The 17293-nt window shown below is 72.1% G+C and carries 17 protein-coding genes; 2 read left to right on the top strand and 15 right to left on the bottom strand.

Annotation, left to right across the window (positions count from 1 at the left end; translation table 11 throughout):
• Window positions 1-58: 58 nt before the first annotated feature.
• The 14 genes from ACLJQZ_RS42480 to pstC all read right to left on the bottom strand — a co-directional run bounded on the left by ACLJQZ_RS42480 (window position 59) and on the right by pstC (window position 12493).
• The gene (locus tag ACLJQZ_RS42480) at window positions 59-799 is read right to left on the bottom strand and encodes a response regulator (RefSeq protein ID WP_410626715.1); all 741 of its coding nucleotides are present in this window, start codon (window positions 797-799) and stop codon (window positions 59-61) included.
• Entirely contained in the window at window positions 796-2094 is a 1299-nt protein-coding gene (locus tag ACLJQZ_RS42485; protein ID WP_410626717.1) for a sensor histidine kinase, read from the bottom strand. Before ACLJQZ_RS42485 ends, ACLJQZ_RS42480 begins: the two co-directional genes overlap by 4 nt.
• Window positions 2095-2162: 68 nt before the next feature.
• The gene (locus tag ACLJQZ_RS42490; protein WP_410626718.1) at window positions 2163-2999 is read right to left on the bottom strand and encodes an ABC transporter permease; all 837 of its coding nucleotides are present in this window, start codon (window positions 2997-2999) and stop codon (window positions 2163-2165) included.
• Window positions 2996-3934 carry an ABC transporter ATP-binding protein gene (locus tag ACLJQZ_RS42495; protein WP_410626720.1) on the bottom strand — a complete coding sequence of 313 codons (939 nt, stop codon included), beginning with the start codon at window positions 3932-3934 and terminating at the stop codon, window positions 2996-2998. Before ACLJQZ_RS42495 ends, ACLJQZ_RS42490 begins: the two co-directional genes overlap by 4 nt.
• A gap of 153 nt (window positions 3935-4087) precedes the next feature.
• On the bottom strand, window positions 4088-4864 hold the full coding sequence (uppS, locus tag ACLJQZ_RS42500; RefSeq protein ID WP_410626721.1) for a polyprenyl diphosphate synthase: 777 nt from the start codon (window positions 4862-4864) through the stop codon (window positions 4088-4090).
• Window positions 4865-4876: 12 nt separating this feature from the next.
• The gene (locus ACLJQZ_RS42505) at window positions 4877-5590 is read right to left on the bottom strand and encodes a hypothetical protein (protein WP_410626722.1); all 714 of its coding nucleotides are present in this window, start codon (window positions 5588-5590) and stop codon (window positions 4877-4879) included.
• Window positions 5587-5883, bottom strand: a complete 297-nt coding sequence (locus ACLJQZ_RS42510; RefSeq protein WP_410626724.1) for a PadR family transcriptional regulator — start codon at window positions 5881-5883, stop codon at window positions 5587-5589. The genes ACLJQZ_RS42505 and ACLJQZ_RS42510 overlap by 4 nt, the downstream gene beginning before the upstream one ends.
• Before the next feature lie 54 nt (window positions 5884-5937).
• A complete protein-coding gene (locus ACLJQZ_RS42515; RefSeq protein WP_410626726.1) occupies window positions 5938-6738 on the bottom strand; it encodes a M56 family metallopeptidase in 801 nt (266 codons plus the stop codon).
• A 368-nt stretch (window positions 6739-7106) separates the two neighbouring features.
• The gene (locus ACLJQZ_RS42520; protein ID WP_410626727.1) at window positions 7107-7397 is read right to left on the bottom strand and encodes a hypothetical protein; all 291 of its coding nucleotides are present in this window, start codon (window positions 7395-7397) and stop codon (window positions 7107-7109) included.
• A 38-nt stretch (window positions 7398-7435) separates the two neighbouring features.
• Entirely contained in the window at window positions 7436-7864 is a 429-nt protein-coding gene (locus ACLJQZ_RS42525; protein ID WP_410626728.1) for a hypothetical protein, read from the bottom strand.
• Between the two features lie 129 nt (window positions 7865-7993).
• Window positions 7994-9517, bottom strand: coding sequence for a substrate-binding domain-containing protein (locus tag ACLJQZ_RS42530; RefSeq protein WP_410626730.1), 1524 nt, complete (start codon window positions 9515-9517; stop codon window positions 7994-7996).
• Complete coding sequence (locus ACLJQZ_RS42535) at window positions 9514-10344, bottom strand: phosphate ABC transporter ATP-binding protein (protein ID WP_410626775.1); 831 nt, start codon at window positions 10342-10344, stop codon at window positions 9514-9516. The genes ACLJQZ_RS42530 and ACLJQZ_RS42535 overlap by 4 nt, the downstream gene beginning before the upstream one ends.
• A 26-nt stretch (window positions 10345-10370) precedes the next feature.
• A complete protein-coding gene (gene pstA / locus ACLJQZ_RS42540; protein ID WP_410626732.1) occupies window positions 10371-11507 on the bottom strand; it encodes a phosphate ABC transporter permease PstA in 1137 nt (378 codons plus the stop codon).
• Window positions 11507-12493 carry a phosphate ABC transporter permease subunit PstC gene (gene pstC / locus ACLJQZ_RS42545; RefSeq protein WP_410626734.1) on the bottom strand — a complete coding sequence of 329 codons (987 nt, stop codon included), beginning with the start codon at window positions 12491-12493 and terminating at the stop codon, window positions 11507-11509. Before pstC ends, pstA begins: the two co-directional genes overlap by 1 nt.
• 251 nt (window positions 12494-12744) lie before the next feature.
• Here pstC and ACLJQZ_RS42550 point away from each other — a divergent pair, with 251 nt between their 5' ends.
• On the top strand, window positions 12745-15048 hold the full coding sequence (locus tag ACLJQZ_RS42550) for a hypothetical protein (RefSeq protein WP_410626735.1): 2304 nt from the start codon (window positions 12745-12747) through the stop codon (window positions 15046-15048).
• Window positions 15045-15950, top strand: a complete 906-nt coding sequence (locus tag ACLJQZ_RS42555; protein WP_410626737.1) for a sortase — start codon at window positions 15045-15047, stop codon at window positions 15948-15950. Before ACLJQZ_RS42550 ends, ACLJQZ_RS42555 begins: the two co-directional genes overlap by 4 nt.
• Window positions 15951-16162: 212 nt before the next feature.
• Here the strand turns inward: ACLJQZ_RS42555 and ACLJQZ_RS42560 are convergent, their stop codons facing one another.
• A complete protein-coding gene (locus tag ACLJQZ_RS42560) occupies window positions 16163-17254 on the bottom strand; it encodes a substrate-binding domain-containing protein (protein ID WP_410626739.1) in 1092 nt (363 codons plus the stop codon).
• Window positions 17255-17293 lie beyond the last annotated feature (39 nt).

Raw genomic sequence — 17293 nt, forward strand, 5'->3', positions numbered from 1 at the left:
CCGCGCGTTGCCGAGCGCCACATCGGCACAGCGGTCGTAGCCGCGGATGGCGGACTGGTTAGGCCAATCCTGGCGGTTCACGGTGTTTACCGCCGCACTCGCGCACCGCGATCCTCGCGCGCTGGCTCGGCGGGTTCGGTTGAGTGAGCCCGAGGTCGTAGGCGAAGATCACAGCCTGGACGCGGTCCCGGGCGCCCAGCTTGGCCAGTACCCGGCCGACGTGGGTCTTGACCGTGGATTCCGACAGCACCAAGCGTTCGGCGATCTCGCCGTTGGTCCACCCGTTGCCGATGGCCACCAGGATTTCCTGCTCGCGTTCGGTCAAGGACAGCCAGCGGGGATCGGTCCGGGACGGCGGATCGGCGCTGCCGGCCGGGAGCCGCTGGGCGTAGGTGTCGAGGAGCCGCCGGGTCAGCGCCGGGGCGATGACGGCGTCGCCGCCCGCGACCGCCCTGATGCCGGCGAGCAGTTCTTCGGGATGGGCGTCCTTGAGGAGGAACCCGCTCGCTCCGGCGCGCAACGCGGCGTGGGCGTACTCGTCCAGGTCGAAGGTGGTCAGGACGAGGACGCGGGACCGGCCGCCGGTGGCGAGGATCTGCCGGGTGGCTTCGATGCCGTCCATGCCGGGCATGCGGATGTCCATGAGGACGACGTCGGGCCGCAGTTCCGCGGTCCGGCGCACGGCTTCGGCGCCGTGCGCGGCTTCGCCGACGACGTCAGTGTCCGGCGTCGCGTCGAGCAGCATCCGGAAGCCGAACCGTTGCAGGGGCTGGTCGTCGACGATGAGGACGGTCGTCACAGCGCACCGCCGGGTGAGACGGGGATCGGGGTGAGGTCCAGGACCGCTTCGACGGCCCACCCACCGCCGGCGGTGGGGCCGACGGTGACTGTGCCGCCGTACAGGGCCGCGCGTTCCCGCATCCCGGCGATCCCGTGCCCTTCCTCGGCGGGTGGCCCGAGCGGTGTGGCGGCATCGGGCGGGCCGGTGTCCTGGACGCGGATGCGCAGCGCCGGGCCCTCGACGGCGATCAGGACGTCGGCCCGGGTGCGCGGGCCGGCGTGCTTGAGCGTGTTGGTGAGTGCCTCCTGGACGATCCGGTAGGTCATCAGCTGTACCCCGCGATCGAGGGTGTCCAGTTCACCGGCGGACCGGAGGAGGATCTCCGGTCCGGCGGCGCGGATCCGCGTGCACAACGCCTCGACGTCGCCGATTCCCGGCTGCGGGGTCAGCTCGGGTGCGTCCGTCTTCTCCCGCAGGACACCCAGCATGCGCCGTAGCTCGCCCAGGGCCTGGCGGCCGGTGTCGCCGACCAGCTCGAGTGCTTGCTTGCTGCGTTCGGGGGTGCGGTCGGCCGCGTAGGCGCCGCCGTCGGCCAGGGTGATGATGACGGACAGGTTGTGGCCGATGATGTCGTGCATCTCGCGGGCCATCCGGGTGCGTTCGGTGACGGCGGCCAGCTTGCTGCGCTGGTCCCGCTCGATCTCGAGCTGCCGCGCGCGGTCGCGCAGGCTCGCCAGCTGGGCCCGGCGGATCCGGACGGCCAGCCCGAGCGCGACGGCCGCGGTGACGGCGGTGAGCAGGAAGAACAGGGCCTCCCAGAAGGACACCGCGCGGGAGACCCGGGCCGCCACGGGGAGCAGGAGCGTGACCACCCCGGCACCCGCCCAGGGCAGGTGCCGCAGCCGGGCGTGCAGGGTGACGCTGTAGAGCGCGACGAGCAGGGCGACGTCGGCGCGCAGGAAGACCCCGAGCGACCACTGGACGACGAACACCGCCGCGGTCAGGGCCAGCGCGACGGAGGGGGCCCGGCGCCGCCAGAAGAGCGGCAGGAGCAGCCCGGCCTGCAGCGCCAGCGTGCCGGCCGCCGGCAGGTGGGTGAACGTGAGCAGCAGCTCCTCGGGACCGTGCCCGTCGTCGGTGCCCGGGACCAGGTCCGGCACGCAGAACAGCAGGAACAGCGCGGCGATCACCGCCAGGTCCAGGACCCACGGGTGGCGCCGGTCCCACCGCCGCAACCGCTGACCGTACGCCGTCAGGCGCGCGACCAGCGGGGATCCGGTCCACGACGGCGTCGCGGCTTGGTCGTCGTGCACGGGTCTCACCTGCTCATCGTCGCGGAAAACCGCCGGCGCGGCACCAAGGCCGCACCGGCGGTGAGGCGTCAGGCGTCGGACCGCGCCAGCCGGTAGGCGGCGCCGCCCAGCGCGAGGACCGTCCAGCCGACGAAGACCAGCATCCCGGCGGCAGGCGCCAGCGTGGTGGCGTCGTGGGTCAGCGCGAACATCGCCTGCCCCGCGTCGCTGGGCAGGTACGGGCTGATGTCGCCCTGCCACGACTTCGGCAGCAGCGAGATCAGGCCCGGGATCAGCATCAGCGCGGCGACGAGGACCGAGATGCCACCGGCGACCGAGCGCAGGAGCGCGCCGAGCGCCACCCCGATCACGCCGACCAGGCCCAGGTAGAGCCCGGTGCCCAGCAGGCTGCGCAGCACGCCCGGGTCCGACAGCGACATCGCCGCGGGCGTCCCGGCCACGATGGCGTTGCCGAAGACGAAGGCGAGGAACGCCCCGACCGTGCCGACGAGCAGCGCGACGACGCCGAACACGGCCGACTTGGACCACAGCACCGGCAGCCGGCGCGGGACCCCGGTCAGCGTCGAGCGGATCATGCCGGTGGAGTACTCGCCGGCGGTCACGAGCACGCCGAGCACACCCAGCGCCAGCTGCGCGAAGTTCGTACCGAAGAGCGACAGGCTCAGCGCGGTGGCGTCGGCGAAGTCCGGGTCCAGGGGCTGGCCGGAGCCGATGTTCGACTTGTACCGCGCGGCGGAGATCAGCCCGAAGGCGACCAGGAACACCAGGCCGAGGCCCAGGGTGATCCAGGTGGAGCGCAGGGACCACAGTTTCGTCCACTCCGAGCGCAGGACGTGGCGCCCGGTGACCCGGTAGACCGGGCGGGTGGTGCGGGTGGGAGCTTCCGGGGTCAAGGTGGTGGTCATGCCGCCCTCCCGAGCGCGTCGATGCCGGTGGTGACGCCGTGGTACTCGACGGCGTCGCGGGTCAGGTCCATGAAGGCCTCCTCGAGGGAGACCGTCCGGGCGGACAGCTCGAACAGGGCGATGCCGTGTTCGGCGGCCTTGGTGCCGATGGCGCGCGCCGAGAGGCCCTTCACCTGCAGCTCTTCGGAACCGGTGCGGCCCGCGATCTCGACGCCGGGACCGGCCAGGACTTCGCGCAGGCGTGCGGGGTCCGCGGTGGCCACCTGGACGGTGTCGCCGCCGGCGTCGCGGATGAGGTCGTGCACGGTGGTGTCGGCGAGCAGGCGGCCCCGGCCGACGACGATGAGGTGCTCCGCGACCAGCGCCATCTCGCTCATCAGGTGCGAGGAGACGAACACGGTGCGGCCGTCGGCGGCGAGCCCGCTGAGCAGGGTGCGGATCCAGAGGACGCCCTCGGGGTCCAGGCCGTTGACCGGCTCGTCGAGCATGATCGTGGCCGGGTCGCCGAGCAGGGCCGCGGCGATCCCGAGCCGCTGGCCCATGCCGAGGGAGAAGCTCCCGGCGCGCTTCTTCGCCACCGACTGCAGCCCGGCCAGCTCGATCACCTCGTCGACCCGCCGTCGCGGGATGCCGTGGGTCTGGGCCTGAGCGAGCAGGTGGTCGAACGCCGAACGTCCGCTGTGGACGGACTTCGCTTCGAGCAGGACCCCGACCTCCTGCAGCGGCGAGGTGTGCTCGGCGTAGCGGCGGCCGTTGACCTTGACCGAGCCGCTGGTCGGGGCGTCCAGTCCGACGATCATCCGCATCGTGGTGGACTTGCCCGCGCCGTTGGGCCCCAGGAACCCGGTGACGGTGCCCGGCCGGACAGTGAAGTCCAGGTGGTCGACCGCCGTCTTCTCCCCGTACCGCTTGGTCAGCTGGTGTGCCTCGATCATCGTTCATCCCCTGGATCCGCGGACCGGTCGCCCCGGCCCGTTCCCTCGCAACGGTAGGAAGAGAATCGAGCCGCGACGTGGTACCGCGGGAGGCAATCCGGCGCGGCGAGTAGTACCGCGGTACGACAGCGCCGCGCCGCCGGCTGTCCGGCGTCAGGCACCGAACCGGCGTTGCCGGCCCGCGTAGTTGCGCAGGGCGCGGAGGAAGTCGATCTCGTGGAAGGCCGGCCAGTAGGCGTCGCAGAAGTGCAGTTCGGCGTAGGCGCCTTGCCAGAGCAGGAAGTTGGACAGGCGCTGCTCGCCGCTCGTGCGGATGATCAGGTCGGGTTCCGGGTGCTCCGGCGCGTAGAGGTGGGCGGCGACGTCGTCGACGGTCAGGGTGTCCGCGACGTCGGCGAGTGTGCTGCCCGAGGTCGCGCGCTCGATGAGGAGGTCGCGGAGGCCGTCGACGATCTCCTGGCGGCCGCCGTACCCGATCGCCAGGGTGACGTGGGCGCCGGTCGGGCAGTCCCGGGTGGCTTCGGCGGCGTGTTTCAGCGCGTGTGCCGTGCCGGCGGGCAGCAGGTCGATCGCGCCGGCCACGTGGACCTGCCAGTGTGCGCCCGGCCGGGCCAGCCGGTCGGTGGCGAGCCGTTCGACGACGTCCATCAGGAACGCCACCTCGCCGTCGGCGCGGTTGGTCAGGTTTTCCGTGGAGCACAGGAAAACCGTGACGTAGCGGATGCCCAGGGACTCGCACCAGGACAGCACGCGTTCGGCGTGCTCGGCGCCGTACTGGTGGCCGAGGCTGGGGTTGGCCATGCCTTGTTGCCGGGCCCAGCGCCGGTTGCCGTCCATGATCAGCCCGACGTGGTCCGGCAGGTCCGTGCCGGTGAGCTGCATGCGCAGGCGCCGGGTGTACAGGGCGTAGAGGGGCGCGGTGACGCGCATCTTCTCCACCTTTCAGACCGCGGTTTCCGGGGACCGCAAGACCAGCGGGACGGCGAGCAGGCAGAGGCCGAGCGCGGCCGGGGCGGGTGCCGGAGTTGTGATCGCGGCGACCAGCTGCGTCAAGCCGATGGCCGCGGCGGCCGCGCCCAACACCCGGACGCCGAGCCGGTAGCGCCGCGCGGGCACCTCCACGCCGACTCCGGCGACGGTCCGGCCGACCTGGATCACGGCCAGGACCCAAGCGCCCCACCAGCACAGGAGCAAGGTGAGGCGGGCAGGCGGGGCGAAGGAACCGCCGCTGCTGTGGACGACGGCGACAACTGCGGCGCCCAGCACGGCCGGTCCGGCGAGGGCGCGCAGGAGCCGTAGCCCGATGGCCATCAGGGTGGCCGGGGCCGGCCGCGGCGCGACGAGGAGCAGGCCGGTGACCACCACAATCGCGCACAGGTCGAGGACCGGGGGAAGGCCGCGGGTGTCCTCGACCGTCAGATGAGCGGCGAACCAGCCGATGCCCGTCACGACCACCGCCATCGCGGCCACCCGGGCCTGGCGCTGGGCGACCGAGCGAGCGGGCCAGACGGCGGGGTGCAGCCACACGTCGGCCGCGCTCGCGAGCAGGTTCGGCCACGACCGGGGGTAGGCCTGGACCTCCGCCGTCAGGTCGGCGCCCCAGCGGTCCCGGAACGCCCGCGGGTAGAGCCGGACCAGCCACTGGGCGACGGTCATGCCGGCCGCACGCCGAGCCGCCGGAGTCCCGCGTCGGCCACCCTGGCCATGGCCCGCAGCTCGCGCTCCAGGACGGTCCGTCCCTGATCGGTGATCTGCACCGGGCGCTGACGCCCTTCCCCGTCGAGGGCTTCGACCAGCCCTTTCGCCTCCAGGCGGGCGAGGGCGCCGTAGAGGCTGCCCGGCCCCAGTCGTTCGCCGGTCAGCTCGTCGATCGCGGTGTTGACGGCGTAGCCGTGCAGCGGTCCGTCGGTCAGCGCGTAGAGCACGAGGATCTGGGCGTCGTTCGGCATCCGCGTCACGCTACTACGCGTCGAGTAGTACGCGCAACGTAGTGATGGGGGGAATCAGTTGGACTGGTGTCCCGCTTGGGCCGATTCGATGGTGCTGTGCAGGTCGGTGACCGAGTCCAGCGCGGTTCCCGCGGACCACGCTGTGATGCCGAAGACCACTGCGGCCGCGAGCAGCGCGACGGGAAGGCGGCGGCGCTGGGCCGTCAGCAACGCCTTGACGCGGCGGGGGACCGGGCCACCGGTCGCGGCGAGCGCGAACGTCGGCCGGGACGGTCCGGCCAGCGCGGCTTTGGCCACGGCGCGGGCGACCACCGTGCGGTCGCCCACCTGCTCGGCGGCGGCCTCGTCGGCCCAGCGCTCCAGAGCGAACCGGGCGGCCGTGCACAGCGGGCGCAGCAACGGGTTCAGCGTGCCGGCCAGCGTGACGGCGACGAGGAAGTGGTGGTGGCGCAGGCGAAGATGGGCGCGCTCGTGGGCGAGCAGGGCGGTGCGTTCGCGCGGGGAGAGGGCGTTGAGCATGCCGCTGGAGATGGCGATCCGGCCGCCGCGGCCGGGTGCGGCGAACGCCACGGGCTCGTCGCCGGGCAGGGTGACCACGCCCGGTTCGCGGCTGTGGTCGTCGAGTTCGCGGGTCAGGTCGCGGATCCAGCGCGTGTAGCCGATGGCGGCCCGGACGAACGCGTCGGCGAGCATGAGGAGCAGCAGCCCGCAGGCGGCCGCCACTGGCAGGTTGATCGGGTCCAGGCCTCGCAGCACCTCGGGTGACCAGTGCCCGGCGCGCGCGACCGCCGGGACGAGCGTCAGGCCGGCGAAGGCTTGCAGGGCCAGGGTGATGGTGCTGCCCGCGGCCGGCACTAGTAGTGCTTTGTTAGGTTTGTTGATGCTTGTTGCGGTGCAACGGTTTCACAGTTTGGCGGCAGGTCAGGCGTGCGCCGGTCCAGGTCGCGAGGAGTAGTTGCAGCTCGCGGATGGCCGTGTAGAGGGTCAGGCCGGCGCAGCCGCTTTTGGGTCGCCTCGCAGCAGGGTGAGAAACAGGTGTGCGGCGGTGACCAGAGTGACGTGGCGATGCCGGCCCTGCCAGGAGCGGCCCTCGAAGTGCTGCGACGGTGTCGCGCTGGGCGGCGGTTCGGGCAACGTCAGACCGAGGTCATGGGCACCGTCAGCCGCGGCGGCGGTGACGGCGCCGTCGTCGGCGATGCGGTAGCCGTAAGTGCCGGCGAGGGCTATGACGGCTGCGGCTCCGGCCGGCGCCTGCCCTTCAGGAGGTTCGTGGCCCAGCGGTAGGCGGTGCGCACCAGGTCCGGTTCCGAGCCTCGCAAGTGGGCCACGACGTCGTTGCCAGACCACAGCATGTGTGCGACGGTGTCGCCGGAGGTCGGGGTCAGGCCGATGGTCCAATGGCGGCCGTCGGCGATGATCGTGCGTTCGGCGTTGTGCCAGTGTACTTCGGGGCCGGTGCTGGTGATCGTCCAGGTGTGCAGTGCGGCGAGGCTGGCGATCGAGGTCGGTGGCATCGGGCCGGGGCCGCTGCGGTCTGGGGGAGATATCAAGGTCAGCCCGCGTGCCGGTAAGCGGTGAGGCGGATCCGCAGGTCACGGACGGAAGCCAGCTCGATCGAGAAGCTGACGACCGGCCGGTAGCCGGGTTGGCCGGTTTCCCGGCCGCACGGCCCGGTCAGGTAGACGAAGCCGTCGTCGTGGTCTTGTCGCGGCCGTGACCACGTCGTCGCGGCCTCGGGGTGGTGGCTGCCCGGCGTGCGGGACCACCAGTAGGCCGGCGTTTTCATGACCTCGCCCAGCGAGGCGATCAGCCCGGACAGGTCCACATCGGACACGCCCAGACCTCGTCCGGCCCACACCCGCGGCAGCGCGCGGGCGGCGGTGTGGTCTTCGACGAGCGGGGCGCAGCTGAAGACGGCCTCGGTTCCCTCGGTGCGGACGGTCCAGCGTTCCATCGCCCGGGTGGGGCAGATGACGGGCATGACGGCTCGCTTCCTCCCCAGGACGTGGCACAGCGCCGTGGTCTGGACTGTGTCGCCCGTGGATTACACCACTACCGGGGCCGGGACTCCGAGCGTCCTGTCGCGTGGCGTGTCCCGGCGAGGTCTCGGTCAGGACCGCCTGAGCCGGCGGAGGACGCCGCGGGCCGCGAGCGGAGCCAGGATCACGACGAGCAGCACCAGCGCGGCCCACCCGCCGAATCCCGGGCTGTCGGCGCCGTGCTGGTAGGCGGCCGGGTCGGCGTCGCGCCAGTTCTTCGAGCCGCCGTTGGCGAGCTCCTCTTCCGGCGTCGCGGTCGCCGTCGCGGTGCCCGCCGAGGACGACGGCCCGGTGGCCGGCGCGACCGTGCCGCCGGGACCGTTGCCCGTCAGCTTCGCGACGCCGCCGAGCTGCTCGAAGGGGTCCGGTGGGCTGCCCGCGCCCGCGCCGAGGTTGCCGTGGAACGTCGGGTTCGCGCAGTTGGCCGCGTTGAGCTGCTTCGCGGGCTTGCCGGTCAGCCGGGCGTTGGCGTTCATCATCTCCTGCGACAGGTTGGGCGGCAGCGGGGAGTAGCCGATCCGTGCCATGTTGACCTGGCCGTCGCACGCGATGTGCTCGAGGAAGCCGGTGATGGTGTCGGTCTTGCCCTGGGCGTCGTAGCCGCCGCGGCAGGTGTCGCGGCCGGTCGTGCACGGCATCATCAGGTACGAGTAGGCCGAGACCGGGTACGTCTTCGGGTCCGGGTTGGTGTAGACGCCGTCGAGCTTCTGGCTCAGGTCCGGCCGCAGGTCGGCCTTGGTGAGCGCGGCGGCGATGTTCTCCGCGAACGGCTGCGTGTACTGGTGCGCCTGGTTCTCCACCCACGCTGTCGGAGCGTTGTAGCGCAGCGCGTAGCTGAACTCGTCGTAGCCGATCGAGAACGGGACGCTGCCCTTGCCGACGGCCTGCGCGATCTGCTCGGAGTCGGCGAACAGCTTGTAGAAGTCGGCGTCGGGACCGCTGTAGGGCAGCTGGATCGGCCGGACGCCGTCGGGCAGCGGGCCGATGCCGGTGCCTTCGTTGCGCTGCACGAACGCCTTGTACGGCCCGGGCGCGGAGTGCGCGACGAAGTCGTAGAACAACGCCGTGGTGCCGGACTGCCCGGTGCGGCCGAGCAGCGTGATCGGCTGGTCCGGTAGGGCTTTCCCGCCGTTGGTGGCGCTGATCGCCGGGTCGTTCCAGCGGGTGATGTCCCGGCTGAAGATCCGGCCGATGACCTCGCGGGTCAGGTGCAGGTAGTCGACCTTGTTGCCGGCTCCGTCGGTGACGTTGTACATCACCGCGACCGCGCCGGCGACGTCCGGGACGTACTGGTAACCGCGCTGCTCGGCCGACTGGCCACCGCCACCGGCCGCGATCAGCGACGTGATCTCGGCTTCGGTGCCGGCGAAGTCGACCGTGCGGTCGCCGTACTGGTTGACGCCGGTGGGGGAGCCACGGGTCGCGTAGTTCACCGGGATGCCGCGCGAGTTGGCGCCGTTCTGCCAGTCCGCCATCGCCGGGCCGACGTAAGTCGAGCCGGAGCCGGTGATCTTGTCGAGCGCGGCGGCCTCCGGTGCGGTGAGCAGCAGCACGCTCAGCACCGTCGACGCGAGCGCGGCGACCTTGCGCATCATCCGAACCTGCCGTTGACGTAGTCGTGGGTGCGTTCGTCCTCCGGCGAGCCGAAGATCTTCGACGTCGGCCCGTGCTCGATCACCCGGCCCGGCTCGTTCTCCGCGGCGAGGAAGAACGCGCAGTGGTCCGAGACGCGCTGGGCCTGCTGCATGTTGTGGGTCACGATGACGACGGTGACCTCGTGGCCGATCTCGGCGATGGTCTGCTCGATCCGGCGGGTGGACGTCGGGTCGAGCGCCGAGCACGGTTCGTCCATCAGCAGCACGTTCGGCTGCACGGCCAGCGAGCGCGCGATGCACAGCCGCTGCTGCTGCCCGCCCGACAGCGCGCCACCCGGGGCGCTCAGCCGGTCGCGGACCTCGCGCCACAGCCCGGCGCGCTGCAAGCTCTGCTCGACCAGGGCGTCCTTGTCGGCGCACTTGACGCCGGCCAGCTTGAGCCCGGCGAGCACGTTGTCGCGGATGGACATCGCGGGGAACGGGTTCGGCTTCTGGAACACCATCCCGATCCGCAGCCGGACGTGCTGGGCGCGGGTGCCGTCGGCGTAGATGTCCGTGCCGTCGAGCATGACCTCGCCGGCCAGGCTCGCCGACGGGACGAGCTCGTGCATCCGGTTGAGGATCCGCAGGAACGTCGACTTGCCGCAGCCCGACGGTCCGATCAGCGCGGTCACCTCGCGCGCGGGCATGTGCAGCGAGACGTCCTCGAGGACCAGGCGGTCGCCGAACCACGCCGCGACCCCGCGCGACTCCAGTTCGGCGGCGCCGGGCGGCGGGCCGCCGGTGAGGCGCACCGCGGGAGCGGGGTCACCGTCCACAGCGTCCATTTCGGACAGTTCGATGGTGGTGTCGGTCACCGGGTCTCCTGGGTCGGTTTCGCGGTCGTCCGCCGGGCCCGGCGCTTGGACCGGTCACGCCCGGCGACGCGGGCGAGGGCGAACAGGGTGAAGATCAGCAGGATCAGCACGAGCGCGCCGACGTAGCCGCGCTGCTGGACGTTCTCCAGCGGCTCCTTGATGTAGCGGTAGACGAACAGCGGCAGGCTTTCCTGCGGGCTGCCGATCGGGTTGGCGTTGAGGAAGACCGCGCCGAACGAGGTGAACAGCAGCGGTGCCGTCTCGCCGGCCACCCGCGCGACGCCGAGGATCACCGCGGTCGTGACGCCCGTCCGTGCGGTCGGCAGGACCACCGACCAGACCGTCCGTGCGCGGCTCGCACCGAGAGCCAGGGACGCCTCGCGCAGGCCGTCGGGCACCAGCCGCAGCACGACGTCGATCGTGCGGGTGACGGTGGGGAGCATGACCATGGTGAGCGCCAGCGTCGCCATCAGCCCGCTGTAGCTGAAGAACCCGACGCCGGCCTGGATGCCGGGGATGATCAGGGCCGCGTAGACGAACAGGCCCGCGACGATCGAGGGCAGCCCGCTCATCGCGTCGACCATGATCCGGACCGGCCGGCGGAAGCGCGACCGGGTCTCGTTGAGGAAGATCGCCGTCAGCAGGCCGAGCGGCACGACCAGGACCAGCGTCAGCGCGGTCTGCTCCAGGGTGCCGACGATCGCGTGCAGGCCACCGGTGGCGGTGACCGGGTCGGTCGGGCCGACGGTCGACATGTCGTGGTCGAAGAAGCTCCACCGCAGGTACGGCGCGCCGTGCACGACGATGTAGCCGAGCAGGAACAGCAGCGGTACCAGCAGCCCCAGCGCACCGGTGACGACGACCGTGGAGACCAGCCGATCGGTGGCCGCGAGCCGGCCCAGCCGGTCCCGGGTGACCAGGTAGAGCATCGCCAGGTACAGCCCATAGGCCACGACGAGGTCGGCGAGCCAGCCGGGCGAGGTCAGCAGCAGGTGCAGGACGAACCACGTCAGCAGCACCGCCGAGACCGCGCAGCCGAGCGCGGCGAAGCGGTCCTGGCGCGTGGTCGGGGAGGTGCGGCGCTTGACCAGCGGCTTCGGCCGGGTGACCGAGCGTTGCAGCGTCGCGGTCATCAGGCGTCCACCCCGGCTCCGGAGCGGCTGCGGGAGATGATCACGGACGCCGTGAAGTTCGTGGCCAGGGTGAAGACGAACAGCACCAGCCCGGCGGCCATCAGCCCGCTCAGGGCCAGCCCGGACGCGCCGGAGTTGTTCGCGATGAAGCCGGAGATCGTCGCGCCGCCGAACTGCAGGACGTGCGTCGCGATCTGCGGAACCTGGGGCAGCAGCAGGGAAACCGCGATGGTCTCGCCGAGCGCGCGGCCCATGCCGAGCATCGACCCGCCGATGATCCCGCCGCGGCCGAACGGCAGCATCACCGTCTTCACCATGCCCCAGCGGGTACTGCCGAGCGCGAGCGCGGCCTCCTTCTCCCCGGGCGGCGTCTGGGCGAAGACTTCGCGGATGACCGACGTCGTGATCGGCAGGACCATCAGCGACACGACCAGCCCGGCGATGAACATCGAGTTGAGGTACAGCGTGTTGTCCTGGTGCGCGAAGGGCGGGAACCAGCCGAAGTTGTCGGTCAGCCACGCCGAGACCGGGACCACCTGCGGCCCGAGGAAACTGAAGCCCCACAGGCCGTAGAGCAGGCTGGGGATCGCCGCCAGCAGGTCGACCAGGCCGGTCAGGAACCCGCGCAACCGCCCGCTCGCGTACTCGGTGATGTACAGCGCGGCGAGGATCGAGAGCGGGACCGCGACGCAGATCGCGATCAGCGCCACGACGACCGTGCCGTAGAGCAGGCCGAGCACCCCGAGTGCGCGGTTGGCGGCGTCGAACTTGACCGTGGTGAAGAAGCCGAAGCCGCTGGCGTCGAACGCCGGACCCGAGCGGTAGACCAGGAAGAACCCGATCACGACGAGGATCGCGAGCATGGCGAGGCCGGCACCCGTGGTCACCCGCCGGAACGCGCGGTCCGCGCGGGAGGGCAGATCGGCGATGGCCCGCCGGACCGGGGACCCGGGAGGCGGCTCGGGCCGGGGGAGCACGACGGTCACTGGTGGCCTTCCTCCGGGGGACGACGGTTCGAGGGCAGCAGGCAGCGCCCCTGCCGCGGCCAGTATGTGCGGGACCCCGCGGGGAAAGGTGTACGTCCGGAAAACGCCCGACGGGACGTACGTGAATCAGTTTCGGGACCGGTGCCCGGTCCATTGACCGTGCCCTCGCGCCTCGGGGAGGTTGGGGCTCGGGCGCGCGCCGGCACGGTGCGCGCCGTCTGTCAGCGTGCCGTGGAAACCGGGGGCCTTCCGTGTCTTTCGTCCTGCTCAGGCGTGTCGGGCTGGTGCTCGCCTGCGGCGTACTGGCCGTGCTGGGAAGCGCTGTCCCGCCGCCGGCCGGCGCTCAGGAGAGCCCGCCCGCGTATTCCCTCAAGACCGTGCCGGCCGACCTTTCGCACGTGCAGGACGGCGATCCGCTGCAGGTGGTCGTCTCCGGCCTGCCCGCCGGGAGCCTGGCCCTGCTCAAGGTCTGCCCCACGCAGCTGCCCGACAACCTGCTGAAGCCGGACTTCTCCAGTGGCGCGCTGGAGTGGGTGCCCGACCACGACTTCGGGTCCCGCGTCCGCGGGTACTGCGCCGAGGAGTTCAGCGACGAACTGACCGGCCAGCGCTCCGGCACGCACAACGTCACCCGGGTCCGCAGCCGCACCAGCGGCGACGTCGCCTTCAGCGTGACCGTCCCTCGTGGACAGTCGAAGCCCGGCTTCGTCGGCTTCGACCCGAAGTACACCAACTTCGACAAGAGCGACAGCTTCCCGTGGGCCGACAACCCGCTCGTGTCGACCGACCCGAACACCGGCACCCAGATCCGGACCCGGTCGTGGACCTACTCGTGCGACGAGAACACGCCGTGTGCGCTGACCCTGGAGATCGTCGGCACCGACGCGACGGGCGTCCCGTTCGACGTCTTCGACAACTCGCGGGTCTTCCGGCCGGCCGCGCCGGGCCTGGCGGTGCGCGGGTGCGGCGGGATCGGGGCGCAGACCCTCAACGCCAGCATGCCGGAGCGGTTCGGGCGGACGGCGGTGGCGTGGAACCAGCTGCTGTGCGGCCCGACCGGCGGCTCCCAGCCGACCACGATCGTCGGCGAGACCGAAGACGCCGGCCTGAAGTCCTTCGACACGGGCGGTTCCGACCTCGCGGTCACCGGCTCCGGGAGCGCGCTGGCCACGCAGACCGTGCGGGCGCGGGAGTACGTCCCGGCCGGGCTGAACGCCGCGGTCGTCGCCGCGGTCGGCTGGTCGCCCACCGACGCCGACGACAACGGCTCCCCGCTGATCTCGCAGGTCACCACCCCGTTCTCGATGACCTTCGACGAACTGGCCCTGATGCTCAGCCACGGCGGCCAGAACCCCGACTCGACCGGCCGCGGCGGCATCTTCCGCGACGACTCGGCGTTCGTCGCCCGGAACCCGGTGCTCGCCAAGATCCAGGCCTCACCGCTGCCGAGTGAGTTCCTGAACCCGGTCGTCCGCGCCGGCGCCGACCCGACCGGGTTGTTCTGGGGCCTGACCGGCGAGGCGGGGATCGGCACCGTGCCGGCCACGATCGGCGGGGTGCTCACCCGCACCGCGCCGGCGTCGTGGAAGTTCCCGGACCTGAAGGAGATCTACGGTGCCGCGGCGGGGAAGTCACCCGGTGCGGTCACCGACCTCGGGGTCCTGGACCCCGGTAAGAACCCACAGCACAACGTCGACGCCAAGGTGGGCCAGCTCGCGGTGCGCAAGGTCGTCGACGGCGTGATGACCGGCACCAGCTCGAGCTGCTTCGGCGGCTGCCTCGATTGGGTCGTCACCGACCTCGCCACGGCCCGCGCGTACGGCTGGACGCCCGTCGCCCTGCCGAACGCGTCCGGGAAGTTCGTCGAACCGACCGAGGCGAGCCTCCAGGCCGCGGCGAGCAGCATGAAGGAAGGCCCGGACGGCACCCTGCAGCCCGGCACCGCCACCGATCCCGCCGCGTACCCGCTGACCTTCGCCGAATACCTCGCCGCCCCGGTCAACCCGCTGGTCGACGCGCAGTGCGCGCCGCTGAAAGCCAAGCAGGAGGAGCTCGCGACCGTGCTGCGGATGGCCCGCAACGGCGGCCAGGGCGCGCTGGCGCCCGGCCTGGCGCCGCTGACGCCGGCCCTGGCCGGGGCGGCCGAGTCCCGGGCGGCCAAGGTCGGGACCGGGACGGCCGCGGGGGCGTGCCAGGAGCGCGACGACGCGAAGAACCCGCCGCCGGCCGGCTCGACGGGCACCGGCGGCGGCGTGACCGCGGCGTCGAACAACCCGGGAGCCACCTCCGGGACGCCGGCCGCGGTCACCGGACCGGCGCCGGCCGCGATACCGACCCCGGCGAGCGTCCTGGCGGCGAAGAACCTCGCCGACTCGGTGGCGATCCCGCCGTTCGCCGGCGCGGGCGTCCTCGGTGCGTTGATTCCGTTGCTGGCGTTGATGGTGCTGACGACGCTGCCGTCGATGACGGCGTACGCGACGGCGGGACGCCCGGCGCCACCCTGGCTTCGCCGGGCCGTCGCGCGTCTCCGCTTCGGCCGTGGCGGTCGGGCATGAGCACGGTGACCGACGTTCCGGCGGAGTCCGAAGAGGACACCCGGCTGCTGGCTTTCAGCCCCGCGTGGATCGCCACGACGGTGTTCGCCTGGCTCGTCACGACGGTGGTCGCGCTGGCGCTGGTCGTCTACGCGCTGGGCCCGATGGTCCAGGCCGGCGACCAGCGCACCGCGCTCGCGACGATCCGCGGCGAGATGGACCGGGCGCTGGGGGCGAGCCAGAGCCTGCTCGGGGCGGCGCTGCCCACCACGCCGGTCGAGTTCGGCGCCCCGGCCGCGGTGCTGGAGATCCCCAAGCTGCGGCTGCGGCAGGTCGTCGTCGAAGGCGTGTCGAGCGCGGAGACGGCGTCCGGCCCCGGGCACGTGCCGGGCACGTCCGGGCCGGGCCAGCCGGGCAACGCGGCGATCGTCGGCCGGTATTCCGGCTACGGCGGGCCGTTCGCGTCACTGGCCCGGCTCGCGCCGGGGGACGAGCTGGTCGTCGCCACGCCTCAGGGCGTCTCGGTGTACCGGGTGCAGAACGTGGTCACGCGCGCGCTGGACGAGGGAGCGGACTACGGCAAGACCCCGGACGACCGCCTGACCCTGGTCACCTCGACGTCGTGGTGGCCGCTGGCCGGCACGCAGGCCACGGTGGTGACGGCCGGGCTCGAGGGCCGTCCGTTCCGGCCGACCCCGCAGAACGGCCGCGCCGACGTCCAGGACGGCCGCACCGGCGACCCGGGCGCCTGGGCCGCGCTGGCCCTGGCGTTCGGCGGGTTCGTGGTGGCCGCGGCGGGTGCGACCCTGCTGTACCGCCGCTGGCGCCCGGTGTCGACGTACGTGATCACGGCGCCGATCCTGCTGACGCTGGTGTCGCTGGCCGCCTTGGCGCTGTGGAAGCTGTTCCCGGCCTGGGCTTGACGGCTCGATTCCCGAGGGCCCGGTGCGCGACCGCACCGGGCCCTCGGCGTTACCGGACTCCTCTGCCGCGGCCTGTCGTGAGTGGTAATTCGGGTTAGAACCCGAATTACCACTCACGAGCAGCCCGGCGACCCCCGGCGAGGGGATCGGCCGCGTGGGAGCCGAAAGGGCCCGGCGCCACTCGGCGCCGGGCCCCGTTTTCGGTTACTGCGTCAGGACTTGGTGCAGGTCAGCGTGCCGGTCCCGGTGATCGTCTTGAAGCCGTACTTGACGATCGTCGTGGCGAGCTTGCCGCCGCACAGCGGGCTGGCCGTGGTGGCCGTGTCGGTCGGGTCGAAGCCGACGCCGCGCTTGGCCGCGTTGTACGAACGGCTGCGGGTGTCCAGAACGTGGAAGACCAGGCGCGAACCGAGGAAGCTGTCGGCGAACGCCGGGGCGTAGCTGCCCGCCGAGCCGGACACCGGGGCACCGTCGGAGCCCGCGCCGGTCAGCTTGTTGACGGTGTAGCCGTTGCGCTTGTTGGTCAGCACGGCGTTGCCCTGCGCCACCCAGCTCGCGATCGAGAACGGCGCGATCGCCGCGGACTGGTCGGCCGCCAGGATGCTCGTGGCGTCGTTCTCCTGGAAGCGCTTCACCGTCAGGCCCGAGATCGTCGCCGGGTCGAAGCCGAGAACGGTGCCGGTGAAGAAGCTCAGCGTGCCCGAGCCGAGCTGCGGCAGGTACAGCTTGATCGCCGCGTTCGCGCCGCCGACCTGGTTCCAGTTGGTGATGGTGCCGTTGTAGATGTTGCGCAGCTGGGTGAGCGTGAGCGTCAGCCCCGCGCCCGCACCGGTCGAGGAGGACGACCAGGTGACGCCGTCCCGCGCGAACGCGTAGTACTCGAAGGTCGACGGGTCGGAGGTGGCCCGGCCCGACGACGACCGCGCGATGTCCACGGCGCCGTTGCCGGCGTCCGCCGACGCCTTCAGCGCCGCCTTGCCCGCGCCCGAGCCGTCGGGCGGCAGGTTGCCCGGGTTGGTGTAGGTGATGGCCGGGTTGAAGATGTCGGCCGGGACGGTGAACGAAGCGCTCGCCGCCAGCGTCGGCGGGACGTTGACGAAGTTGTCCGGGTCGGTGTTCCAGGTCCGCGGGAGCTTGTTGGCGTCGGTGAAGACCGCGCCGGTGATGCCGAAGATGGTGTCGGAGCCGACGGCGGCGACGACCTCCGGGTTGCCGTTCGCCGGCGGGACCGCCAGCGCGGTGCCGGTCGTGGCGAGGCAGGCGCCGGCCGCGACGGCCGTCACACCGAGAATACGAGCACGCATCGTGTTAGCACTCTTTCTCTGCTTGTCCCCATTGTGCCG

Source organism: Amycolatopsis sp. cmx-8-4, assembly GCF_046548675.1.
In the GTDB taxonomy this organism is placed as follows: Bacteria; Actinomycetota; Actinomycetes; order Mycobacteriales; family Pseudonocardiaceae; genus Amycolatopsis.